This is a genomic window from Providencia alcalifaciens DSM 30120, from assembly GCF_000173415.1.
In the GTDB taxonomy this organism is placed as follows: domain Bacteria; phylum Pseudomonadota; class Gammaproteobacteria; order Enterobacterales; family Enterobacteriaceae; genus Providencia; species Providencia alcalifaciens.
This window is the reverse complement of the sequence record NZ_ABXW01000047.1, coordinates 1-22945: the sequence shown is the minus strand read 5'-3', so window position 1 is coordinate 22945 and position 22945 is coordinate 1. Positions and strand designations below refer to the sequence as shown.

Here is a 22945-nt window from a genome sequence, read left to right as displayed (position 1 = left end):
TTCTTTGCAGATTTGCCTAAAGGTGAGCTGAAACTGAAATAGCTAAGCACTAAAAGTATTTAAAAGAATTTATTAATTTAACACTTTACACTTGAACAATGGAGAAGCGCAGTGCAAACCTTCAATGCCGATTTAGCGATTATCGGGGCCGGGGGCGCAGGCTTACGTGCAGCAATTGCTGCTGCTGAAGCAAATCCCAATATCAAGATTGCTCTGGTCTCAAAAGTTTACCCAATGCGTAGCCATACCGTGGCCGCAGAGGGGGGATCAGCCGCAGTTACTCAAGCCCATGATTCCTTTGACTATCATTTTAATGATACCGTTTCTGGTGGTGACTGGCTGTGTGAGCAAGATGTCGTCGATTACTTCGTCGAACACTGCCCAACAGAAATGACCCAACTGGAACAATGGGGATGCCCTTGGAGCCGTAAACCAGATGGTTCAGTTAACGTTCGCCGTTTCGGTGGAATGAAAATTGAACGTACATGGTTTGCAGCCGATAAGACCGGCTTCCACATGCTGCATACCCTGTTCCAAACGTCATTAAAATACCCTCAAATTCAGCGTTTCGATGAACACTTTGTTCTCGATATTATTGTGGATGAAGGTCAAGTACGTGGTTTGGTTGCTCTGAACATGATGGAAGGTACGAAAGTTCAAATTCGTGCTAATGCTATCGTTATGGCAACAGGTGGTGCAGGTCGTGTTTATCGTTATAACACCAACGGCGGTATCGTAACAGGTGATGGTATGGGTATGGCGCTGCGCCATGGCGTACCACTGCGTGATATGGAATTCGTTCAGTATCACCCAACAGGTCTACCAGGCTCCGGTATTCTGATGACTGAAGGTTGCCGTGGTGAAGGCGGTATCTTGGTCAACAAAGATGGCTATCGCTATCTGCAAGACTACGGTATGGGTCCAGAAACTCCACTGGGCAAACCAGAAAACAAATATATGGAACTGGGTCCGCGTGACAAAGTTTCACAAGCATTCTGGCACGAATGGCGCGCAGGTCGCACTATCAGCACTCACCGCGGTGATGTTGTGTACCTAGACTTACGTCACTTAGGTGCTGAAAAACTGCATGAGCGTCTACCATTTATTTGTGAGCTAGCAAAAGCTTACGTGGGTGTTGACCCAGTGAACGAACCAATTCCTGTTCGCCCAACTGCACACTACACCATGGGTGGTATTGAAACGGATCAGCGCACAGAAACCCGTATTAAAGGTCTGTTTGCAGTAGGCGAATGTTCGTCTGTTGGCTTACACGGCGCAAACCGTTTAGGGTCTAACTCACTGGCAGAATTAGTGGTATTTGGTCGTTTAGCGGGTGAAGAAGCGGCACGTCATGCTGCTGAAGCTACCCCTGCAAATGCAAGCGCTATCGAAGCACGTACTCGTGATATCGAAAATGACCTGCAAAAACTTCTGAACCAAAAAGGTAAAGAGAGCTGGTCTAAAATCCGTGATGAAATGGGTATTTCGATGGAAGAAGGTTGCGGTATCTACCGTACACCTGAATTAATGCAGAAAACTGTTGATAAACTGGCAGAGCTGAAAGAGCGCTTCAAGCATGTTGAAATCACTGACCATAGCAGCGTCTTCAACACTGACTTACTGTACACCATCGAGTTAGGCTTCGGCTTAGACGTGGCGGAATGTATGGCTCACTCGGCGATTAACCGTAAAGAGTCTCGCGGTGCGCACCAACGTCTTGACGAAGGTTGCACTGAGCGTGATGACGTCAACTTCCTGAAACATACTCTGGCGTTCTATAACCCAGAAGGTGCACCACGCCTTGAGTACTCTGATGTGAAAATCACTAAATCACAACCAGCGAAACGTGTGTATGGTGCTGAAGGGGCAGCTCAAGATAAGGCGAATAAGGAGCAAGCTAATGGATGATATGAAACACTTAAAAATGGAGATCATGCGTTTCAATCCAGAAACGGATAATGAACCCCATTTAGTGACTTATGATGTCCCTTATGACGAGCAAACCTCTTTGTTAGATGCTTTGGGCTACATCAAAGATAACCTCGCGCCAGACCTGTCTTACCGTTGGTCTTGCCGTATGGCTATCTGCGGTTCTTGCGGCATGATGGTGGACAATGTACCTAAACTGGCTTGTAAAACATTCCTGCGTGACTATCCACAAGGAATTAAAATCGAGCCACTGGGTAACTTCCCTATCGAGCGTGACCTTGTTGTTGATATGACAAGCTTTATCGAGCGTTTAGAAGCGATTAAACCGTACATTATCGGTAATGATCGCAAACCTTCTGACGGTCCGAACAAGCAAACTCCAGCTCAGATGGAGAAATACCATCAGTTCTCTGGCTGTATTAACTGCGGTCTGTGCTATGCAGCGTGTCCACAGTTTGGTCTGAACCCTGAGTTCTTAGGCCCTGCGGCAATTACCTTAGCAGAGCGCTACAACCTCGATAACCGTGACCACGGCGCGAAAGAGCGTATGCCACTATTAAATGGTGACAACGGTGTATGGAGCTGTACGTTTGTAGGTTACTGCTCTGAAGTCTGTCCTAAGCATGTCGACCCGGCGGCGGCTATCCAACAAGGTAAAGTTGCGAGTGCGCAAGACTTTGTTATCGCCATGCTGAAGCCACGATAAGGAGAATTGAAGTCATGACAACTAAACGTAAACCCTATGTCAGGGAAATGAAAGGCGACTGGTGGCAAAAGCTGGGTTTCTACCGCTTTTACATCATGCGTGAAAGTACTTCTGTGCTTCAGGTTTGGTTCAGCATTTTAGTCCTGTACGGCGTATTTGCACTGAAAAATGGCCCTGAATCTTGGGCGGGCTTTGTTGGGTTCTTAAGTAATCCAATTATTCTGATCATTAACATTGTGACATTAGCGGCAACGCTGCTGCATACCACAACATGGTTCAAGCTAGCACCAAAAGCTGTGGCTATCATTGTTAAAGATAAGAAACTGCCAGATGAGCCTATCGTAAAAGGCTTCTGGGCTCTCACTATAGTCGTGACTGCGGCTATTTTAGCAATCGCATTACTATTTTAATCTAAGGAGAATCTGATGAATCTAACGCCTAAACGTTCCGATGAGCCGATTTTCTGGGGATTATTTGGTGCAGGTGGTATGTGGAGCGCCGTTATTGGTCCTGCAATCATCCTTTTACTGGGTATTTTAATCCCATTAGGTGTCGCACCAGAAATGCTGAGCTATGAGCGCATCATGGCATTTAGCCAAAGCTTTATTGGACGCATTTTCTTATTACTGATGATTATTCTGCCAGTATGGTGTGGTATGCACCGTATTCACCACACCCTGCACGATTTTAAAGTGCATGTCCCTGCAACAAAATGGGTGTTCTACGGCAGCTCTGCAATCATTAGCGTTATCGCAATTATCGGTGTATTCACTCTGTAATTGCTGATTAATAATATAAATTGCTAATAAATACCTCATCAATGCACTGCGTGATGAGGTATTTTTTTGGGTTTCAAATTCTACCACCAGCGAGGGTAAACAGAACAATAATGTTATTACTGTTGTTTTATCGCCCTCACCACATGTTGAGAAACAGCCCCTCCACGACATGCTATTTCACGACGAATATCACTGGCATACTAACAGCCACGAACAACATGCCGTTGAGCAAATTAAACAGATTTTATTTCTCGGTGAGCAGCAGCAAGCTTGGCATGCGGCAGTGGATAACCTCGCCACAACCAGTGAATACAACCAAAGCAATTTGGGTGGATTGCTGTATGGGCGTTTTTTAAAATTACTGGGCTAAAAAAAAATTGCCCCATAGATTGACTATGGGGTTAATCAGTTAATTAAATTCTAGTGCTTTTGATTTTGGCAACCAACGAATCAAGAAAAATAATGTCCCGCAAAATGCAATAAAGCAGCCTGCATAACCTAAATGAAAATCGCTCAAGTAGGTAATGGCTAGCGGCGTTATCCCCCCAATGCACACAGAAGCCCCATTATAGCCAGCGCCTAGCATTGCGGTATTGCCATGTACCGCACTTGCCAGAACGGCCGGTAAATTTGCAAGGATCATTGCAGAACACCCTGCAATGACAAATTGAGCAAGACCAACTAGCATGAGGCTATCGAGCTGAAGCGTAAAATAAACAGGGACGGATAAGAGCACTAGCGCAGTAACCCCCATCCGGTAAACTTTCGATGGTGTGCTGTATTTCGTTGTTAACCAGCAAGTTAAAATAATCAGTACTAACAAAAGCCCTGAAGAGATTAATGGAAAAACATCCTTTAATACATCATGCTTCAAATGGTTAACAATAATTGTTCCAGAAAGGTTTTGTGAATAAAAAGCCACTGAGGCAGGTGCGGTTAACAAAAAAAGATAAACGATCCCTTGCCAATTAAACGTTCGCCTTTCTGCTTTATTTTCCTGCTTTTCTGGTAATCTCGCACGAAACCAAAAACTGATCCCTATATTAAGCAAACCTACAAATAATGGGATCCGCCAACCAATACTGTGCATCGTTTCTTTATCAAGAACTTTCTGTAAAAACACGACTAATCCTACAGAAAGAATAACCCCTGCCACTACACTTCCAGAGATTAACGCCGCAATTCTGGCCTGCTCGTTATTTTTCGTATCAGAGAATAAGTAAGCCACTACCGATGGGTACTCACCGCCAAAGCTAAAAGCAAGAGCAAGCTGAAGTATTAAAATAGCGATTGGGGTATAAATTCCTAGTAATTGGATAGGCAATAACGCCATGCATAATGTTGCAACGCCAGTAATAAAGCTCGTCAAGACTAACGCCGCTTTTTTCCCTGCAATATCTGCATAACGCCCGATAACAACCCCGCCAATAGGTCGAATTAAAAAACGCAGCGCAAAAATCCCCCATACCATTATCGTGGACTGTGAGTAACCCAATTTTTCCAACTCTGTACTCAAATAAACTGATATTGCAGCAAAAATGGCAATATTATAATATTCCAACGCATTTCCTACGGCTGCACCAATGCGATATTTCCATTTCATTGCATCATCCTTGTTGTAAAAATTTTATCCTAAATAAATAATGTCGGGAAATTACGGATAGCTCACTAGGGTTTCTAAACACGCCAATGTAATTCCATGTTCTTTTAGAACCGTAAATAAACCACTGGAAGAAACATGAGGACATCCTAATTTTTCTTTAATACGTTGAATTCGTTTGTGCTCATTGGCTTCTGCACAACCTTGGATATAACTAATTTCTTTTACTTTGCAGTGGGAAAGTAATAAACGAATGGTGATCATTTCTTTGCGAGTAAAACGAATATTACCAAAACGCATATATTGGTGAGTATCTAATATTTCTCTTTTAGGATTCTCTGACTTTATCAATGTATTAAGATCCGCTCTAAGTGGTAAAATAATTTCTTCATTATCCTTCCATAAATTATGTGCGTAATCAGAGACTACGGCTCTTAATTTATAAATCTCTAGCAAATCCTTACTCTCCAGTTTTTTATTTGAATTTACAGAAATAATTTCATAAACATTGCCATATTTTGTGCAAAAATCCACTTTCATTTCACTCTTATGACTTTTAGATAATGTTTTTTGAAAAAATCAGAATAATTATCCCAATATTGAACACCGCTCACCAGCCTTTCCTTAACCTTTTTATCTAAGTCATCATCCCAACAAATTAAAACCCATTCATAATGATTTGAAAGGGTTTTAACCATATTATTACTTAGATCTATTCGGCTATAATTAACATCCACCTCATTCCAATCAAAATAATTAAGAAATTTACGATTAAATTCAGTACAAGAAGATTCAAGACTTTTGTTTTCTACATCCATATATCACCCCTTAAGTTTTTTAAAAAATTATTTCTTCTTAGAAAGAATGAAAGAAAGAAACAAGGCCAATGTACTCATCATGACAAAAACACCCACTAAAGAAACATGAATACTCACCAAATTACTGATAATCATAGGCGTTACCCCTCCGATAATAACTGATGCAATATTGTATCCCATACTGAATGTGGTCACATGCCCACCCGCTGGCTTTGTCATTGCGTAATTCCAATTACATAAAACCATTGCGGAAATAATGAGCATAACTAGTTGGGATAGAATTGATGCAACCAAACCATGATTAGATATAAAAAAATAGATCGGGGTAGAAAATACAAACGCCAGTTTAACGCCGTATTTAAAAACTCTCTCAGAATAGCTATATTTATCCGTTAAAAAACCAATAATAGCAATAAATATTAATAAAAATATAGACGACATAATCGCATATATACTTCTAAATCCTTCTATATTTATTTCTTTAATTATAAATGATGAAGAAAAGTTTAATGTATAGAAAATAACCGAACCAGGAATAACAATCAGAAAAATATTAAGTGCTTTAAACCAGTCTATCTTATCTTTCACTTTTTCTATCGGCTGATTCGGAAGCCAGTATCTAAACCAAAAACAGATGAGTATATTTGCTAATCCTAATAACAATGGAATTCGCCAGCCAAATTTTTGCATGGATTCGACATCTAAAATACGTTCTAATAATAAGACAATCGCTAATGAACCAATCACACCGACCACTGCGCTTCCTGTCAATAAACCGGATATGCGCCCTCGCTCATGCGGTTGAGAATCTTTATATAAGTAAGCCGATAATGATGGGGCCTCACCTGCATAGCTAAAAGATAATGCCATTTGAAGTATTAAAATCACTAATGGCGCATATGTTCCAAGTAAATGAATTGGAAGTAGACCCATCGTTAGTGTTGCACTACCTGTAATAATACTCACCAAAATTAACGCAGATTTTTTGCCTACTTTATCTGCATATCGTCCTATAACATATCCGCCAATTGGACGCATAATAAAACGCAATGCAAAAATTCCCCAAACCATTTCCGTGGCTTGTTGATAACCAAGTCGGGTCAATTCTGCACTTAAATATGATGAAATCGCAGCAAAAATAGCAAGGTCATAAAACTCTAAAGCATTACCTGCCACTGCACCAAATCTTAATTTCCATTTCATAAGTTAACTCCTTTTCCCTATAGAGATTCAATTAAATCTATTTATTACAATTCAATTCCCCCCAGACTGTTCAATGTAATACAGTGTTCCTCCATTGCATTGAAAAATTTATTATTAACTTCACCTTCATATTTCAATTTCCACTTAATTTTTTCTACTCTTAGATTTTCAGTGGCTTCTGTGCACCCTTGAATTTGACTGATCTCTTTTATACTTCTATGAGAAAGTAATAATTTAATAGTTAAAATCTCTTTATTTGAAAAAGAGAGATTACCAAATCGAATATAATCAGATATTTCTTTCATGCCTTTAAGTGAATTTTCATTTTTAATTATATTTATTTCCTGCCTAATTGGTATTGAAGTATACTCATGAGCATTCCATTTTTCATAAGCGTAACTCGCCATTACTGTTCGCCACTTACATAATGATAGTAAATCCAAGGATGGTACTGTATCAAAAGAATTAATTGAAAGTATTTCAAATACATTATTATATCGACTACAAAAATCTATTTTTTATTTTTAAAATTCAACTTTGATAATATTTTTCTATAAGAATCCGAATAATTCTCCCAGTATTGAATTCCTGCATGCAATCTTTCATCTAATTTCAAATCCATATCTTCATGCCAATAAGTTAGTTGCCATTCATAATCACTTGATAGCGCATATATTTTTTTATTATCAACATCTACTACAGTATAATGAACATCAAAAATATTCCAATCAAAACAATAAAATAAATCCTTTTTCATATTTCTACTCAGAACTTCCATTTCAATGCTTTCTACATTCATTGTATACCTCTGAAAAAATTAAATTTAAAATATACCAATAGAAAATTAACGACATATCTTTAACATAGAAACTTTCTATTTCAAAGATTAATTTAATTGATATTTAAAAAGATAATTTACCCCTCTAATTTAACATTTCAAATAAACCATATAGTGAATTTAATTAAAAAGCATTTAATTAAATTTAAAGATTAATTATTTAATAATTATTGGAGATGACATGAAAGAAGATTGGCATCCTGCGGACATTATTGCCGCCATTCGAAAAAGAGGAACCACATTATCCGCCATATCCAGATCTGTCGGATTAAATCCCTCAACATTGAATAATGCATTGTCACGCCGCTGGCCTAAAGGAGAGAAGCCAGCTCTATTGATTAAGAAAAAAAGATAATATAATTATTATGTTATTTGAATTCTATTATGCTGAAATTACTAAAACGGGTAAGCCATCGCTCACCCGTTCTTATTCTCAGAGACTTAACTAGAAAGTTTTAACCCAATTAGTCCCATCACAATCAAGCCAAGGCTTAATAACCGGAACATATTGGCAGACTCACCAAGGAAAATAATCCCGAAAATTGCAGTACCGATAGCGCCAATTCCTGTCCAAATTGCATAAGCGGTTCCTGCAGGCAGGTCACGCATCGCATAAGCGAGTAAGCCCATACTGGCGATAATGGCGGTGATAGTGATGATACTTGGTGTCAGGCGCGTAAAACCATGGGTATATTTTAAACCCACTGCCCAAACAACTTCTAATAAACCTGCGAATAATAAGATGATCCAAGCCATGGTGGATGTACTCCGTCAACTTCTCGGGGTCGTCCCCATTACTTAAACGTGATGATTTCAGGTCGTCCTGAATACGCGAAATGAAACCGTATTATAAACGTTCAATTTAAGAGACTCAAGTCACTTAAAATAATAATTAACACTAAATTAACACCCACATTTATCCTATTCATGCTGAATTTGAGTCATGAGATGCAATCTCGTCGCACAAATCCCAAAGCACAGGTAAAGTAGAGATCCTCCGCCAATTCTGTACCGAGAAAACACCATGCGTATCAAAGATATATTACTTGCCCTGTGTGTCGTGATTATTTGGGGCGTCAACTTTGTGATCATTAAACTTGGCGTAACCGCCTTACCCCCATTACTCCTCGGTGCCTTACGTTTTGTGTTTGTGGCATTCCCTGCCATCTTCCTATTTAAGCGCCCCAAGATCCCTTTAAAGCTACTATTGATTTATGGTTTAACCATTAGCTTTGGGCAATTTGCGTTTCTATTCTGTGCGTTGCGAGTCGGTATGCCTGCGGGGATTGCCTCTGTTATTTTACAGTCACAAGCCTTTTTCACCTTATTACTCGGCGCGGTTATTTTGAAAGAATCCCTACAGCCAACCCATTTTCTTGGCATGTTTATCGCCATCGCGGGGTTGGGGATTTTAGCTAATGGCGCAACCTCTGGAGGCATCGATGATATCCCTCTGTTAGGCTTGATCTTTATTTTGGTTGCAGGGTTATCTTGGGCATGCGGTAACATCACTAACCGTATTATTATGCAACACCAAGGTGAGGAAAAATGTAGCGCCCTTTCTTTAGTGAGTTGGAGTGCGCTTATCCCCATAATTCCCTTCTTATTAAGCTCTTGGATTTTTGAAGGTGAAGATGCCATTGTGCAAGGTCTAGCTGGTTTTGACTGGTCGGTACTCGGCGTTATTTTATATCTTGCCTACCTTTCTACTTTCATTGGGTACGGCTTATGGGGAGTATTGCTAGGACGCTATGAGGCTTGGCGAGTCGCCCCATTCTCTTTATTGGTACCCGTCTTTGGACTAAGTAGTAGTGCGTTATTCCTTGGTGAGCATATTAATGGCGTACAAATCGCTGGATTAATTTTAATTATGTTCGGACTTATTACGACGTTATTCGGTAAAAAAATCATCCAAATGATCAGAACATAATCGCCAACCCCTTCAAATACCGGAAACTTTATTCCGGTATTTTTTGTGCGCCTCATAAGACCTAAGAAAAACACCCTTAGAAAAATTCAGAATTATAATCCAACAATCAACACCTACATAATAGATAAAACCAAACCAAAGATTATCGCTAGACCAAAACAAGATAAAATCCAATATTCGCTTCAATTTTAGTGATACCAATTGCAATATTGCAATTTATCTACAATTTCAATTAAGTGTCTCGATTTAGCTACTTTTTCTTTCACTTAACTTTCGCTATACCTGCCTGAGTTTTTACTTACATAAATAACTAATAAAGCTCGTTAACGGAATGGATGGGGAAAGGCTATGGGTAAACAATTGATTTGGATTGTTCTCGCTCTGCTCGGCGCATTTTCACTCGGTTATATTGCATTAAACCGAGGTGAACAGATCAACGCCCTGTGGATCGTGGTCGCCGCGGTCTGTATTTATTTGATCGCATATCGTTACTATGGACTGTTTATTGCAAAAAAAGTCCTGCAAGTGGACTCTACACGTATGACGCCAGCCATTCGTCACAACGATGGTCTGGATTATGTTCCAACCGACAAAAAAGTGTTATTTGGTCACCACTTTGCCGCTATTGCAGGTGCTGGTCCTTTAGTCGGTCCTGTACTTGCGGCACAAATGGGCTATTTGCCCGGAATGCTCTGGCTGCTCGCAGGGGTAGTACTGGCAGGGGCGGTACAAGATTTTATGGTGCTGTTCGTTTCCACTCGCCGCGATGGTCGCTCTTTGGGTGAACTGGTTAAAGAGGAAATGGGCAATACTGCTGGGGTCATTGCGCTGATTGCTTGCTTTATGATCATGGTGATCATCCTTGCTGTGCTCGCGATGATTGTCGTGAAAGCGTTAACACACAGCCCGTGGGGAACCTATACCGTTGCCTTCACCATCCCGCTGGCTATTTTTATGGGAATTTATACTCGCTATATTCGCCCAGGTCGCATTGGTGAAGTTTCAGTTATTGGTTTGATTTTCTTAGTTTTTGCGATCATTTCTGGTGGTTGGGTCGCAGAGAGTGAAACTTGGGCTCCTTACTTTGACTACACCGGCGTCCAGCTAACATGGATGTTGGTTGGGTATGGTTTTGTGGCTGCGGTGTTGCCAGTATGGTTACTGTTAGCGCCACGAGACTACCTGTCTACCTTCCTGAAAATCGGTACGATTATTGGTCTGGCGATTGGTATTTTAATTTTAAATCCAAATCTTCAGATGCCGTCGTTAACCAAATATATCGATGGAACGGGTCCTGTTTGGGCGGGTGATTTATTCCCATTCTTGTTTATCACTATTGCTTGTGGTGCCGTTTCCGGTTTCCACGCCTTAATCTCTTCTGGTACCACGCCGAAAATGCTCGCCAACGAAAACCAAGCTTGTTTTATCGGTTATGGCGGGATGTTGATGGAGTCATTCGTAGCTATCATGGCGTTAGTCGCAGCTTGTGTGATTGACCCAGGCGTTTATTTCGCGATGAACAGCCCAATGGCGATGTTAGCACCAGCTGGCACGACAGATGTTGTGGCTTCTGCAGCACAAGTTGTCAGCAGCTGGGGCTTCCAGATTACCCCTGAACAATTGACGCAAATTGCCAACGAGGTTGGGGAAACCAGCATTATTTCCCGTGCCGGGGGTGCTCCAACACTGGCAGTCGGTATGGCATATATTCTTCATGGCGCGCTAGGCGGGTTGATGAATGTTGCCTTTTGGTACCACTTTGCCATCCTGTTTGAAGCGCTGTTTATCCTGACTGCGGTGGATGCCGGAACCCGTGCGGCACGCTTTATGCTGCAAGATTTGCTGGGTGTGGTTTCACCATCATTGAAAAGAACGGATTCTCTGCCCGCTAACCTGATAGCCACTGCATTGTGTGTGCTGGCTTGGGGTTATTTCTTACATCAAGGCGTCGTTGACCCACTCGGTGGTATTAACACCTTATGGCCACTGTTTGGTATCGCCAACCAAATGCTAGCAGGTATGGCGTTGATGCTGTGTGCGGTCGTTCTGTTCAAGATGAAGCGCCAAGCTTACGCATGGGTCGCGCTATTACCAACTTCGTGGTTATTGGTGTGTACGATGACCGCTGGCTGGGAAAAGACCTTCAGTGAAGATGCCCGCGTTGGTTTCTTAGCCGTCGCGAATAAGTTTCAAGCGATGTTAGATAGCGGCAACTTGCCACCGCAATATACGGAATCACAGTTAACTCAGTTGGTTTTCAATAACCGTTTAGATGCTGGCTTAACGATTTTCTTTATGATTGTGGTTGTGGTTCTCGCCCTATTCTCTATCCGTACCGCGTTAAAAGCATTGAAATCTAAGGAACCGACCGCCAACGAAGTGCCTTACGAGCCAATGCCAGCCAACTACGAAGAGATTGTGGCAAACACCCGCCATCATTAATACACCAGAGATTGAGAGCTGAGAATTGAGAATTGAGAATCTATTAACCTTTTTACTTCAGTTTTGTATTTTAGATTTTTGATTTAGATGTTTTTCAAAACTCACTCTCTTTCTCCAAAATCGCTAGCTACGATGCAATCCTCTAAATAGTTTGTGTTGTAGCAAGGCGACGAGTTTGATAAACCCGAGGAGCATACATAAGTATGTGACTTGGGTTTAACTAACGAAGACAACACAGCTACAGCGCAAAATATGACGAGGATTTATGTTTGGAAACTTAGGGAAAGCGGCCCGTTACTTAGGACAAGCTGCCAAAATGATGGTCGGCGTCCCCGACTACGATAACTACGTCGCCCACATGCAACGTACTCATCCTGACCAAACGCCGATGACTTATGAGGAGTTTTTCAAAGAGCGGCAGGATGCTCGCTACGGTGGTAAGGGTAAAGGCGGGTTTAAATGTTGTTAATCATTGCTCTGTCTGAACTCCACAAATAAAAAAGCCGAATACAGTACAAAACTGTATTCGGCTCTTCTTGATCTCACTTCGTCACTCACTATAATGACGGGCTTGATCTGTGCGACAATTATTTCACACGTGAAACGTATTCGCCTGAACGAGTGTCAACTTTGATCACTTCGCCAATCTGAACGAACAGAGGAACTTTAACCACTGCACCAGTGCTTAATGTTGCTGGCTTGCCACCAGTACCTGCTGTATCGCCTTTCAGACCTGGATCTGTTTCAACAACTTCTAACTCAACGAAGTTCGGCGGAGTAACCGCGATTGGACGACCGTTCCACAGCGTTAAAATACAATCTGCTTGGTCGATCAGCCATTTTTCGTTGTCACCGATAGCTTTCGCATCTGCTGCCAGTTGTTCGAAAGTTTCGTTGTTCATGAAGTGCCAGAACTCACCGTCGTTATACAGGTAAGTTAAGTTCATATCCATGACATCTGCGCCTTCAACAGAATCAGTAGATTTAAAAGTTTTTTCCAACAGTTTGTTAGAAATCAGTTTACGCAGACGAACGCGTGCGAACGCTTGACCTTTACCCGGTTTAACGAATTCACTTTCAAGAATTGCACACGGCTCACCATCTAACATGATTTTAAGACCTGAGCGGAATTCATTGGTACTATAAGTAGCCATGGAGATCCTCTATTTATAAACTAAAAATGGCATAGCCAAAAAATGGTCGATATTATAACTCAAAATACCTCATCCAGAGAAGTCTGGATACAACAACTTGCTGAAGCAGTCACTAATCCGGATGAATTGCTGCAATTACTAAACTTAGAAGACCATCAGCCATCGCGAGAAGGTCATGAAGCACGTAAGTTATTCCCCTTACGCGTTCCGCACCCTTTTATTTCGCGAATGAAAAAAGGTGATCCACTAGACCCCCTGTTATTGCAAGTATTAACCGCAAAAGCAGAGTTCGATATACATCCAGGTTTTTCTACTGATCCACTAGAAGAGCAGGATAATGCGATCCCAAGTTTACTTCACAAATACCGCAACCGAGCATTGATGCTGGTTAAAGGCGGTTGTGCGGTGAACTGTCGATACTGCTTTCGCCGGCATTTTCCTTATGAAGATAACAAAGGAAATAAAAATAACTGGTTGATGGCTGTGGATTATATAAAAAACCACAGTGAACTCAATGAAATCATCTTCTCTGGTGGTGATCCATTAATGGCGAAAGACCATGAGCTCGACTGGTTAATTAGCCAACTTGAGGAAATTCCACACATTACACGCTTGCGAATTCATTCTCGCTTACCGGTGGTAATCCCAGAAAGAATTACAGATACCCTTTGCCAGCGCTTAACTCAATCCCGCTTACACGTGATTATGGTCACCCATGTTAATCACGCGAATGAGATTGATGATGAGTTTGCACAAGCAATGCTGAAATTAAAACGTTCGGGAGTCACCCTACTCAACCAAAGCGTATTGCTCCGCCAAGTTAATGATAATGTCACTGCATTAGCCAACCTGAGCAATGCGTTATTTGATGTAGGAATTTTACCGTATTACTTACATGTGCTTGATAAAGTTCAAGGCGCAGCGCATTTCTTAGTGAGTGATCTGGAAGCTAGGCAATTAATTCGCGAGTTACTAAGCCAAGTTTCAGGATATTTAGTGCCAAAACTGGCAAGAGAAATAGGTGGGGAACCCAGCAAAACCTTGCTTGATTTAAACTTACGCCAAAGCTAGCTAAAGTGAATCAGTATAAAAAAACCCGCTTAATTAAGCGGGTTTTCTTGATATATGATTATTGGCACTTATAAACTTGACCAATCATCTTGCTATCAACAGGAACAAAGCTAGACAGGACAGTTTCGCTTGGGCTTGATGCGCCAAAAATCACGTTACCACCCATTGCTGCAGCTTTGTTGCGTAAATCATTTGCCGCGCCGCGCATAGAGCTAGATTCATTATTAACGCCGCTCAACCAGTTGCTTTGAGTTCCAGTGACTTGACCAAGAAGTTGGCATTCGCTTCCTGGTTGATTTTCAACAAAACGAACTTGTGAGCCTGCCGCAGTCAGATCATTGGTTGATGTACAACCTGCTAAAGTTAGTAATGCAGCAGCACCAAGCAAGACTTTAATTCGCATGTTTTCCCTCATTTTTCATTGTGTTTTTGCAGCTGGTCGTCGAACCTTTGTCGCTCCAATCACTCAAAATTCTGTTTTATGGCAGTAAATTAGCTTACCCAATATACCTGTAAACTTTTCAAATATTGCCAATCGTTCAGAGTTTATCACAAAATAATCAATACGCTTGTGATGTTCTTTACTTATTTAAACTATTTTTTACCTTGGCTTAAATATAACCCGATGGGTCACCTTAACGCAAAACTAAGTAATAGACCTAATAAATTCAAAGCGAAAAAACGTTTTTTAGCACCAATAAAAAACCGGCACCACTCAATAATGCATGGTGCCGGTCTTATTTTGGCTGGTAGCCGTTAATTATCGGCTACTGGCGCATGATGTGTGCCTGTTGGCTTACATCATACCGCCCATTCCGCCCATACCACCCATACCAGCAGCACCTAAATCAGGCGCATCTTGTTTTGGCATGTCAGTAATCATCGCTTCAGTCGTGATCATCAGACCCGCGATTGATGCTGCGAATTGCAGAGCAGAACGCGTTACTTTAGTTGGATCCAGAATACCCATTTCGATCATGTCGCCATAAGTATCTGTCGCCGCATTGTAACCATCGTTGCCTGTCGCTGCTTTCACATTGTTTACAACAACAGAAGCTTCTTCACCTGCGTTAGTGACGATTTGACGCATTGGCGCTTCCATCGCACGCAGAGCAACACGGATACCTACGTTTTGTTCTTCGTTATCGCCTTTCAGTGCTTCCAGTTTAGCCGCAACGCGAACTAACGCAGTACCACCACCAGCAACAACACCTTCTTCTACCGCTGCGCGAGTTGCGTGCAGAGCATCGTCAACGCGAGCACGTTTTTCTTTCATCTCAACTTCAGTTGCTGCGCCCACTTTGATTACTGCAACACCGCCAGCTAATTTAGCTACACGCTCTTGCAGTTTTTCACGGTCGTAGTCAGAAGAAGATTCTTCGATTTGCTGACGGATTTGAGAAACACGACCCGCGATAGCCGCTTCGTCACCAATACCATCGATGATGATAGTAGTGTCTTTGTTGATCACGATACGTTTAGCTTGACCTAAATCTTCTAACGTTGCTTTTTCCAGCTCCATACCGATCTCTTCAGAGATAACAGTACCGTTAGTCAGGATAGCGATATCTTGCAGCATTGCTTTACGACGGTCACCGAAACCAGGTGCTTTAACCGCAGCCACTTTCACGATACCACGCATAGTGTTCACAACTAATGTTGCCAGTGCTTCACCTTCAACATCTTCAGCGATGATCAGCAGAGGTTTGTTCGCTTTCGCAACGCCTTCTAATACTGGCAGTAATTCACGAATGTTAGACACTTTTTTGTCGACTAACAGAATGAATGGGTTTTCCAGTTCAACAACACCTGTTTCTGGTTTGTTGATGAAATAAGGAGATAAATAACCGCGGTCAAACTGCATACCTTCAACCACGTCTAATTCGTCTTCCAGACCAGTACCTTCTTCAACGGTGATAACGCCTTCTTTACCGACTTTCTCCATTGCTTCTGCAATTAATTTACCAACAGTTTCGTCGGAGTTTGCAGAAATAGTACCAACCTGTGCGATTGATTTAGTATCTGAACATGGAACTGACAGAGTTTTCAGTTCTTCGACAGCAGCAACAACGGCTTTGTCGATACCACGTTTCAGATCCATTGGGTTCATACCAGCAGCAACGGCTTTCAAACCTTCAGTGATAATTGCTTGAGCTAAAACGGTTGCGGTTGTTGTACCGTCACCCGCTGCATCGTTAGCTTTAGAAGCAACTTCTTTCACCATTTGTGCACCCATGTTTTCGAATTTATCTTCTAATTCGATTTCACGCGCAACAGAAACACCGTCTTTGGTGATAACTGGTGATCCAAAAGATTTGTCTAAAACAACGTTACGGCCTTTAGGACCTAAAGTTACTTTAACTGCATCCGCAAGAACATTGACACCACGAAGCATTTTTGTACGAGCGTCATTACCAAATCTAACGTCTTTAGCTGCCATTATCTCTTTCCTTTAAATTCTTTTCGTTTGATGAAAGTTTTAAGTGAAAATTCTTATTCAACGATTGCTAAAATGTCGCTTTCGGACATGATTAGCACTTCTTCGTTGTCGATTTTTTCAGCTTTTACGCCATAACCGTCGTTAAAAATTACGATATCGCCAATTTTCACATCCAGCGCTTTCACATCGCCATTTTCTAGGATGCGGCCTTGGCCTACAGCGATAACTTCACCACGAGTTGATTTCCCCGCAGCACTGCCAGTCAACACGATACCACCAGCAGATTTAGATTCGATTTCTTTACGTTTAACGATAACACGGTCATGCAATGGACGAATTTTCATTAATAGTTCTCCTACAAATAAAGTCCATACGGGTAAAAGGTCGATACCAAGGTGATCTTCACCAGTACCATGTTTCAGGAGATTGGGGTGGGTGAGTCAGACTTCAAGGGGTGGGAGATAAATTTTTTTATTATTTATCTCCCTACAAACTAAAAGGAATTAAGACTTGTGCGGATTATCTTTGTCAGAATCTGAAGATTTATCTTCTGGGACTCGATGGCTTTCACCATCAATAGTATAAGAAGGGTCGTCTTGTTTACGCTGGTACTCCCCCTCAAAGGTATTACCGTTTTGATAACCTCCCCCCTGAAAACCACTTCCTGGTTGATAAAATTTAATGTGTGGAATTAAACGCATCACAAATAATTTTTGTACTGGTGGTAGTAATAAAAGTAGCCCAATAAAGTCCGTAAAGAACCCAGGAACAATAAGTAAAAATCCTGCTAACACTAACGCCACACTTTTAATCATTTCAGCGGCAGGACTTTCACCACTCATTAATTTTTGTTGTATTTGCATGACATTTTTCATCCCTTGGTTCTTCACAAGAGAAACCCCTAAACAGGATGTGAGCACCACTAAAATTAATGTCATTAATACACCAATTTCAGCCGCGACTCGGACAAAAATGACCGACTCTATATACACCAAAATACATATCAGAATTAGTGGTAACCAGCGCACAAGTACTCCTTTATATCAATAAGCTACTGCATTTTGCGGGGGGAAATGAAAACCTTTGTGAACTATCTCTAAGAGACTACTATTCATATTCGCTTTTTTCATTAGTATAGCCATAATAATTGGGTCTCTTATCGTGATTTTCAACTCATGGATTAAGATCATTAACGATGCTTATCTGTGATTCAAATCACACAATATAAATTCTATTGCACTAATCAATCCATAAAATGATCTAGGTTCAAGGTATAGGGTGATAAAAGGCATATGATCACCCCATAAGTCAGTAGAACATAATACTGATAAAGGAGTAATAGGTGGTAACCACCTAGAAGTTTAGTTTTAGGATATATTTTTTAAAGCGCATAAACGGACAGTAACTGTAATCTAATTAAGAAGGTTCTCATGTCAAACAATACTCGTATCGAAGAAGACCTGTTAGGTAAAAAAGAAGTTCCAGCTGATGCCTATTATGGTGTTCATACTCTGCGTGCGATTGAAAACTTTTATATCAGCGACCGCACCATTAACGATGTCCCAGAATTTATTCGCGGCATGGTAATGGTTAAAAAAGCAGCCGCTCTAGCTAACAAAGAACTGCACACTATCCCTCGTAATATTGCAGACACCATCATCAAAGCATGTGACGTTGTTTTGAACGAAGGTAAATGCATGGATCAGTTCCCAGTTGACGTATTCCAAGGTGGTGCGGGCACATCACTGAACATGAATACCAACGAAGTTCTGGCAAACATCGGTCTTGAACTGATGGGTCATAAAAAAGGTGAATATGAATTCTTAAACCCAAATGACCATCTGAACAAAAGCCAATCTACTAACGATGCATACCCTACTGGTTTCCGTATCGCAGTTTACAACTCAGTCCTCAAATTAATCGACTCTGTTGTTTACCTGAAAGAAGGCTTTGAGAGAAAAGCAGAAGAGTACAAAGACATCCTGAAAATGGGTCGTACTCAGTTACAAGACGCAGTACCAATGACTGTTGGTCAGGAATTCCATGCTTTCGCAACTCTTTTAAAAGAAGAAGAGAAAAACTTAAAACGTAGCATCGATTTACTGCTCGAAGTTAACTTAGGTGCAACTGCTATCGGTACTGGTTTGAATACAGCGCCAGGTTATTCAGAACTGGCAGTTAAAAAATTAGCTGAAGTGACAGGTTTAGCATGTGTTCCTGCTGAAGACTTGATCGAAGCAACCTCTGACTGTGGTGCTTACATCACTGTTCACGCTGGTCTAAAACGTCTGGCGATGAAACTGTCTAAAATCTGTAATGACTTACGTTTACTTTCCTCTGGTCCTCGTGCCGGTCTGAAAGAAATTAATCTGCCTGAATTACAAGCAGGTTCTTCTATCATGCCAGCAAAAGTTAACCCAGTAATCCCTGAAGTTGTTAACCAAGCATGCTTCAAAGTTATCGGTAATGATATCTGTGTAACTATGGCTGCTGAAGCTGGTCAATTACAATTAAACGTAATGGAACCCGCAATTGGTCAAGCTATGTTCGAATCCATTTCTCTGATGAGCAATGCATGTCGTAACTTAGTCGAGAAATGCGTAAACGGCATCACAGTGAACAAAGAAATCTGTGAAGCGTTCGTATTCAACTCTATCGGTATCGTGACTTACCTGAACCCATTCATCGGTCACCATAACGGTGATATCGTGGGTAAAATCTGTGCGGAAACTGGTAAGAGCGTACGTGAAGTTGTCCTAGAACGTGGACTTCTGACCGAAGCTGAGCTGGATGATATCTTCTCTGTTGAGAACCTAAAACATCCAGAATATAAAGCAAAAAGATTTGACGACTAATTGTTTATGTTTAGCATAAATAATTCTTAAGAATAAGGGCACGACTTTCCACCGGATAGCGTGCCTTTTTTCATGAATACACACACAAATAATTAACATAACAGTTTCATAATTTTCATTTTTTTGAGGAGTAAACACTATGTTAGCCGTAGAATTTGTCATTGTTCTGCTGGCCATTTTTTTAGGGGCCCGTCTTGGAGGGATAGGTATCGGTTTTGCCGGTGGCCTAGGTGTTCTGGTACTTGCTGCAATTGGCGTGAAACCAGGAACCATTCCTTTTGACGTAATCTCTATCATCATGGCTGTTATTGCCGCCATCTCTGCAATGCAAATTGCAGGTGGTTTAGATTACTTGGTTGCTCAAACAGAAAAATTACTGCGCCGCAATCCAAAATACATCACTATCCTTGCTCCTATCGTGACCTATTTCCTAACTCTGTTCGCAGGTACAGGTAATATCTCATTAGCTACTCTGCCAGTTATCGCAGAAGTTGCGAAAGAACAAGGCGTGAAACCATGTCGTCCACTGTCTACGGCGGTTGTTGCAGCACAGATAGGTATTACAGCTTCTCCAATTTCTGCGGCGGTTGTTTACATGGCATCAGTCATGGAAAACCCAGCCATGGTTGGCGCAGGTAACACCGTTAGCTATATCACGCTGTTAGGTATTTTATTACCCGCAACGTTCTTAGCTATCATCCTGATGTCTTTCATTATCTCTTGGACATTTAACTCTAAATTGTCTGATGACCCAATCTACCAAAAACGTTTAGCAGAAGGCTTAGTTGAACTACGTGGTAGCCAAGTTAAAGAGATCAAGCCGGGTGCTAAAGCGTCTGTTCTGCTGTTTTTACTCGGCGTTGTTGGCGTAGTTTGCTACGCAATTATCAACAGCCCAAGTTTAGGCATTGTGACAACTCCACTGATGAACACCACGAACGCTATCCTGATTATCATGCTGACTGTCGCAACGTTAATCACTGTTCTGTGCCGTGTAAACACAGATGCAATCCTGAACTCAAGTACCTTCAAAGCAGGTATGAGCGCCTGTATCTGTATCTTAGGTGTTGCTTGGTTAGGTGATACTTTCGTACAGCACAACATTGATTGGATCAAAGAAACTGCGGGCGACTTAATCCACGAACATTCATGGATGCTAGCGGTTATCTTCTTCTTCTGTTCTGCACTTCTGTACTCTCAAGCAGCCACAGCAAAAGCGTTGATGCCAATGGCACTGGCACTGAACGTTAGCCCATTAACCGCTATCGCTTCATTCTCAGCAGTATCTGGTCTGTTCATTCTGCCTACTTACCCAACTCTGGTTGCGGCGGTACAAATGGATGACACCGGTACAACTCGCATCGGTAAATTCGTCTTCAACCACCCATTCTTCATTCCGGGTACTATCGCTGTCGCATTAGCTGTTACCTTCGGCTTCCTGTTCGGCGGTATGGTCTTGTAGTCGTCAATTTACAATCAGTAAATGCAAAAAAACCGTGGCTTTCGAGTCACGGTTTTTTTATTATCTGCATCTTGATACTCCCTATAGGCAAACTGAACCTGATGAATTACCTTTTAAATAAATATCTAACAAAACTCTCACTTAATTGGAAAGTCAAAAATAGATAATATCTGAAATAAATTTGTAATATAAAGAGAGAATAAGCAATTTTAACTAAGTAGTTAAACTTATCAAAAATAGAGCGTTCATTTTCATTTAAATAAAATGAAACATTTTGACACACCAAAAATCAAATAAAATCACTAAAAATCAATTCATAACAAACTGAAAAATAAGGCATAATAAATTAAAAAAGATGATTTTATGACTCCAATAGGCTGAATCGTGATCTGCTTGATTACCAGTTGTTAATAAATGTAAAATTCAGAATTATATTCTTTTTTGCTAATCAATAATTAATTTTAAAAGAATAAATCACCAACCAATAACGATGGTCTCAAAGAGCTTACTCCCCTTAAACCCGCTCACTGCTAGCTTTATTATTTTGTATTACTCTCATAGGGAGTTTAAATTAATATTTTTGTCTATCACTCTATATTTGCGTTATTTGATTTTATAAACAACGTCACGTAAATTAGTTGGAAGAAAACAGGGGGGAATTATTTTCTCATACAATGTTTTCTTCAATCCTTCGTATTCACCTAAATACGATTCTTATTAAGTGATGCTGTTTGGAAGGAATGCATACAATGATAGAAATAGATGATAAAAACCCTTCTTCTAAGAAGGGAATAACTATTTATACAAAAGCAGTTGGTTATGAAATTTACTTATTACGCAAGCGCCGTTTACTCAGCGGAAAAGAATTAGCTAATTTACTGAATATTTCTCAACAACAAGTTTCTCGTTATGAACGCGGTATCTGTAACATCACGATAGATATGTTAATACAGGTTTTAAATGTACTAAAAATGCCTATTCAAGATTTTTTAGACCGTGCAATCATTCGAGTTTCCATAATGAAATTTAAACTAAACAGTATTGGTAGCAAAGATATCTCATTGTTAAAAAATAACTTTGTAAAATAACAATAACACCTTTTATTTATTACACACTACATTCAAATTGCATCTAGTGCATTGATTTAATATAAAAAATAAATACTTTTCTTGATTTTTATATTAAACACACATAAATAAAATATTTAATACTATCTAAAATAATGGTGATATTTCATCTTATCTAGATGATTTATAAATATAGTTACTTACACCTATTGAACCACAAATGAATATTAACCGAAAATTCATATAAAAAACACTAATGTAATCCATTCAAATTAATAAACTTTAAATTTAATAATAGGGTGGATTACATTTTCAAAAAAATAAAATTAATAACACCCTAAATTATTAACTTAGGGTAAAGGTAATATTCTCTTTATAACAGAGAGAGTATCCCCTTTATATCTAAGGAATAGAGTAAAGGAAATTAACTAGCTTTAAATTGAATGTTTATAACTGATGTAACCCGAATTTAGTCTAGGTAAATAGATAATATCGTGCTCTATACGTATATATCTATAGTAAAACTGCGACATGGAATATGACCTTTATATCATCAATTTGATTATTTAACTTTGGACAAATAGGAATCTTAATTATGTCATTTAAAACAACGGTACTTTCTACTGCATTATTTATGGGTCTGTCTGCGGT

At 40.4% G+C, this 22945-nt stretch carries 24 protein-coding genes and 1 pseudogene; 13 read left to right on the top strand and 12 right to left on the bottom strand.

Features of this window, described 5'->3' with window-relative positions; genetic code table 11:
- Positions 1–111: 111 nt before the first annotated feature.
- From frdA to PROVALCAL_RS09485, 5 genes are all read left to right on the top strand, one after another.
- Positions 112–1908 (top strand): fumarate reductase (quinol) flavoprotein subunit, encoded by a 1797-nt coding sequence (gene frdA / locus PROVALCAL_RS09505; protein ID WP_006659012.1) that lies wholly within the window; start codon positions 112–114, stop codon positions 1906–1908.
- On the top strand, positions 1901–2635 hold the full coding sequence (locus tag PROVALCAL_RS09500; protein ID WP_006659011.1) for a succinate dehydrogenase/fumarate reductase iron-sulfur subunit: 735 nt from the start codon (positions 1901–1903) through the stop codon (positions 2633–2635). Before frdA ends, PROVALCAL_RS09500 begins: the two co-directional genes overlap by 8 nt.
- Positions 2636–2649: 14 nt before the next feature.
- Positions 2650–3045, top strand: coding sequence for a fumarate reductase subunit FrdC (gene frdC, locus PROVALCAL_RS09495; protein ID WP_006659010.1), 396 nt, complete (start codon positions 2650–2652; stop codon positions 3043–3045).
- Positions 3046–3060: 15 nt separating this feature from the next.
- Positions 3061–3414, top strand: a complete 354-nt coding sequence (gene frdD, locus PROVALCAL_RS09490; protein ID WP_006659009.1) for a fumarate reductase subunit FrdD — start codon at positions 3061–3063, stop codon at positions 3412–3414.
- Positions 3415–3583: 169 nt separating this feature from the next.
- The gene (locus PROVALCAL_RS09485) at positions 3584–3784 is read left to right on the top strand and encodes a hypothetical protein (protein ID WP_006659008.1); all 201 of its coding nucleotides are present in this window, start codon (positions 3584–3586) and stop codon (positions 3782–3784) included.
- Positions 3785–3823: 39 nt separating this feature from the next.
- On the opposite strand, the gene PROVALCAL_RS09480 is transcribed toward PROVALCAL_RS09485, so the two are convergent.
- The 6 genes from PROVALCAL_RS09480 to PROVALCAL_RS19475 form a co-directional block, all read right to left on the bottom strand.
- The gene (locus PROVALCAL_RS09480) at positions 3824–5017 is read right to left on the bottom strand and encodes an MFS transporter (RefSeq protein WP_006659007.1); all 1194 of its coding nucleotides are present in this window, start codon (positions 5015–5017) and stop codon (positions 3824–3826) included.
- 51 nt (positions 5018–5068) lie between these two features.
- Complete coding sequence (locus tag PROVALCAL_RS20210; RefSeq protein WP_006659006.1) at positions 5069–5554, bottom strand: hypothetical protein; 486 nt, start codon at positions 5552–5554, stop codon at positions 5069–5071.
- Positions 5551–5832: a hypothetical protein gene (locus PROVALCAL_RS20205; RefSeq protein ID WP_006659005.1), complete on the bottom strand. Its 282-nt coding sequence runs from the start codon at positions 5830–5832 to the stop codon at positions 5551–5553. The genes PROVALCAL_RS20210 and PROVALCAL_RS20205 overlap by 4 nt, the downstream gene beginning before the upstream one ends.
- Before the next feature lie 27 nt (positions 5833–5859).
- Positions 5860–7035: an MFS transporter gene (locus PROVALCAL_RS09470; RefSeq protein WP_006659004.1), complete on the bottom strand. Its 1176-nt coding sequence runs from the start codon at positions 7033–7035 to the stop codon at positions 5860–5862.
- A 44-nt stretch (positions 7036–7079) separates the two neighbouring features.
- A complete protein-coding gene (locus PROVALCAL_RS19480; protein ID WP_006659003.1) occupies positions 7080–7442 on the bottom strand; it encodes a hypothetical protein in 363 nt (120 codons plus the stop codon).
- A gap of 104 nt (positions 7443–7546) precedes the next feature.
- Entirely contained in the window at positions 7547–7834 is a 288-nt protein-coding gene (locus PROVALCAL_RS19475; RefSeq protein ID WP_006659002.1) for a hypothetical protein, read from the bottom strand.
- Between the two features lie 220 nt (positions 7835–8054).
- On the opposite strand from PROVALCAL_RS19475, the pseudogene PROVALCAL_RS09460 reads away from it, so the two are divergent.
- Positions 8055–8198 (top strand): annotated as a pseudogene (locus tag PROVALCAL_RS09460) (helix-turn-helix domain-containing protein); the annotation flags it as partial.
- Positions 8199–8314: 116 nt separating this feature from the next.
- On the opposite strand, the gene sugE reads toward PROVALCAL_RS09460, so the two are convergent.
- Entirely contained in the window at positions 8315–8629 is a 315-nt protein-coding gene (gene sugE / locus PROVALCAL_RS09455; RefSeq protein WP_006659000.1) for a quaternary ammonium compound efflux SMR transporter SugE, read from the bottom strand.
- Between the two features lie 268 nt (positions 8630–8897).
- On the opposite strand from sugE, the gene PROVALCAL_RS09450 reads away from it, so the two are divergent.
- The 3 genes from PROVALCAL_RS09450 (at position 8898) to PROVALCAL_RS09440 (ending at position 12714) form a co-directional block, all read left to right on the top strand.
- Positions 8898–9803 carry an EamA family transporter gene (locus PROVALCAL_RS09450; protein ID WP_006658999.1) on the top strand — a complete coding sequence of 302 codons (906 nt, stop codon included), beginning with the start codon at positions 8898–8900 and terminating at the stop codon, positions 9801–9803.
- A 348-nt stretch (positions 9804–10151) separates the two neighbouring features.
- Positions 10152–12245 (top strand): pyruvate/proton symporter CstA, encoded by a 2094-nt coding sequence (cstA, locus tag PROVALCAL_RS09445; RefSeq protein WP_006658998.1) that lies wholly within the window; start codon positions 10152–10154, stop codon positions 12243–12245.
- A gap of 265 nt (positions 12246–12510) precedes the next feature.
- Positions 12511–12714, top strand: a complete 204-nt coding sequence (locus PROVALCAL_RS09440; RefSeq protein ID WP_006658997.1) for a YbdD/YjiX family protein — start codon at positions 12511–12513, stop codon at positions 12712–12714.
- Positions 12715–12832: 118 nt separating this feature from the next.
- Here PROVALCAL_RS09440 and efp read toward each other — a convergent pair whose 3' ends face one another.
- Positions 12833–13399 (bottom strand): elongation factor P, encoded by a 567-nt coding sequence (gene efp, locus PROVALCAL_RS09435; protein ID WP_006658996.1) that lies wholly within the window; start codon positions 13397–13399, stop codon positions 12833–12835.
- A 42-nt stretch (positions 13400–13441) separates the two neighbouring features.
- On the opposite strand from efp, the gene epmB reads away from it, so the two are divergent.
- Entirely contained in the window at positions 13442–14470 is a 1029-nt protein-coding gene (epmB, locus tag PROVALCAL_RS09430) for an EF-P beta-lysylation protein EpmB (protein WP_006658995.1), read from the top strand.
- Between the two features lie 58 nt (positions 14471–14528).
- Here the strand turns inward: epmB and PROVALCAL_RS09425 are convergent, their stop codons facing one another.
- The 4 genes from PROVALCAL_RS09425 to PROVALCAL_RS09410 all read right to left on the bottom strand — a co-directional run bounded on the left by PROVALCAL_RS09425 (position 14529) and on the right by PROVALCAL_RS09410 (position 17938).
- A complete protein-coding gene (locus PROVALCAL_RS09425) occupies positions 14529–14873 on the bottom strand; it encodes a DUF4156 domain-containing protein (RefSeq protein WP_006662858.1) in 345 nt (114 codons plus the stop codon).
- 393 nt (positions 14874–15266) lie between these two features.
- On the bottom strand, positions 15267–16910 hold the full coding sequence (gene groL, locus PROVALCAL_RS09420) for a chaperonin GroEL (protein WP_006658992.1): 1644 nt from the start codon (positions 16908–16910) through the stop codon (positions 15267–15269).
- A 53-nt stretch (positions 16911–16963) separates the two neighbouring features.
- A complete protein-coding gene (locus PROVALCAL_RS09415; protein WP_006658991.1) occupies positions 16964–17254 on the bottom strand; it encodes a co-chaperone GroES in 291 nt (96 codons plus the stop codon).
- A gap of 159 nt (positions 17255–17413) precedes the next feature.
- Positions 17414–17938 (bottom strand): FxsA family protein, encoded by a 525-nt coding sequence (locus PROVALCAL_RS09410; RefSeq protein WP_006662856.1) that lies wholly within the window; start codon positions 17936–17938, stop codon positions 17414–17416.
- A 402-nt stretch (positions 17939–18340) separates the two neighbouring features.
- Here PROVALCAL_RS09410 and aspA point away from each other — a divergent pair, with 402 nt between their 5' ends.
- From aspA to PROVALCAL_RS09395, 3 genes are all read left to right on the top strand, one after another.
- Positions 18341–19765: an aspartate ammonia-lyase gene (gene aspA, locus PROVALCAL_RS09405; RefSeq protein ID WP_006658988.1), complete on the top strand. Its 1425-nt coding sequence runs from the start codon at positions 18341–18343 to the stop codon at positions 19763–19765.
- A 139-nt stretch (positions 19766–19904) separates the two neighbouring features.
- Positions 19905–21227 carry an anaerobic C4-dicarboxylate transporter gene (locus PROVALCAL_RS09400; RefSeq protein ID WP_006658987.1) on the top strand — a complete coding sequence of 441 codons (1323 nt, stop codon included), beginning with the start codon at positions 19905–19907 and terminating at the stop codon, positions 21225–21227.
- A gap of 749 nt (positions 21228–21976) precedes the next feature.
- Positions 21977–22315 (top strand): helix-turn-helix domain-containing protein, encoded by a 339-nt coding sequence (locus tag PROVALCAL_RS09395; protein WP_117584513.1) that lies wholly within the window; start codon positions 21977–21979, stop codon positions 22313–22315.
- Positions 22316–22945 lie beyond the last annotated feature (630 nt).

Bases quoted from the DNA above. Each gene is read 5' to 3' on its own strand.
- PROVALCAL_RS09500 (WP_006659011.1), top strand. From the start codon at position 1,901: ATGGATGATATGAAACACTTAAAAATGGAGATCATGCGTTTCAATCCA.
- frdC (WP_006659010.1), top strand. From the start codon at position 2,650: ATGACAACTAAACGTAAACCCTATGTCAGGGAAATGAAAGGCGACTGG.
- frdD (WP_006659009.1), top strand. From the start codon at position 3,061: ATGAATCTAACGCCTAAACGTTCCGATGAGCCGATTTTCTGGGGATTA.
- PROVALCAL_RS09485 (WP_006659008.1), top strand. From the start codon at position 3,584: ATGCTATTTCACGACGAATATCACTGGCATACTAACAGCCACGAACAA.
- PROVALCAL_RS09480 (WP_006659007.1), bottom strand. From the start codon at position 5,017: ATGAAATGGAAATATCGCATTGGTGCAGCCGTAGGAAATGCGTTGGAA.
- PROVALCAL_RS20210 (WP_006659006.1), bottom strand. From the start codon at position 5,554: ATGAAAGTGGATTTTTGCACAAAATATGGCAATGTTTATGAAATTATT.
- PROVALCAL_RS20205 (WP_006659005.1), bottom strand. From the start codon at position 5,832: ATGGATGTAGAAAACAAAAGTCTTGAATCTTCTTGTACTGAATTTAAT.
- PROVALCAL_RS09470 (WP_006659004.1), bottom strand. From the start codon at position 7,035: ATGAAATGGAAATTAAGATTTGGTGCAGTGGCAGGTAATGCTTTAGAG.
- PROVALCAL_RS19480 (WP_006659003.1), bottom strand. From the start codon at position 7,442: ATGGCGAGTTACGCTTATGAAAAATGGAATGCTCATGAGTATACTTCA.
- PROVALCAL_RS19475 (WP_006659002.1), bottom strand. From the start codon at position 7,834: ATGAATGTAGAAAGCATTGAAATGGAAGTTCTGAGTAGAAATATGAAA.
- sugE (WP_006659000.1), bottom strand. From the start codon at position 8,629: ATGGCTTGGATCATCTTATTATTCGCAGGTTTATTAGAAGTTGTTTGG.
- PROVALCAL_RS09450 (WP_006658999.1), top strand. From the start codon at position 8,898: ATGCGTATCAAAGATATATTACTTGCCCTGTGTGTCGTGATTATTTGG.
- cstA (WP_006658998.1), top strand. From the start codon at position 10,152: ATGGGTAAACAATTGATTTGGATTGTTCTCGCTCTGCTCGGCGCATTT.
- PROVALCAL_RS09440 (WP_006658997.1), top strand. From the start codon at position 12,511: ATGTTTGGAAACTTAGGGAAAGCGGCCCGTTACTTAGGACAAGCTGCC.
- efp (WP_006658996.1), bottom strand. From the start codon at position 13,399: ATGGCTACTTATAGTACCAATGAATTCCGCTCAGGTCTTAAAATCATG.
- epmB (WP_006658995.1), top strand. From the start codon at position 13,442: ATGGTCGATATTATAACTCAAAATACCTCATCCAGAGAAGTCTGGATA.
- PROVALCAL_RS09425 (WP_006662858.1), bottom strand. From the start codon at position 14,873: ATGCGAATTAAAGTCTTGCTTGGTGCTGCTGCATTACTAACTTTAGCA.
- groL (WP_006658992.1), bottom strand. From the start codon at position 16,910: ATGGCAGCTAAAGACGTTAGATTTGGTAATGACGCTCGTACAAAAATG.
- PROVALCAL_RS09415 (WP_006658991.1), bottom strand. From the start codon at position 17,254: ATGAAAATTCGTCCATTGCATGACCGTGTTATCGTTAAACGTAAAGAA.
- aspA (WP_006658988.1), top strand. From the start codon at position 18,341: ATGTCAAACAATACTCGTATCGAAGAAGACCTGTTAGGTAAAAAAGAA.
- PROVALCAL_RS09400 (WP_006658987.1), top strand. From the start codon at position 19,905: ATGTTAGCCGTAGAATTTGTCATTGTTCTGCTGGCCATTTTTTTAGGG.
- PROVALCAL_RS09395 (WP_117584513.1), top strand. From the start codon at position 21,977: ATGATAGAAATAGATGATAAAAACCCTTCTTCTAAGAAGGGAATAACT.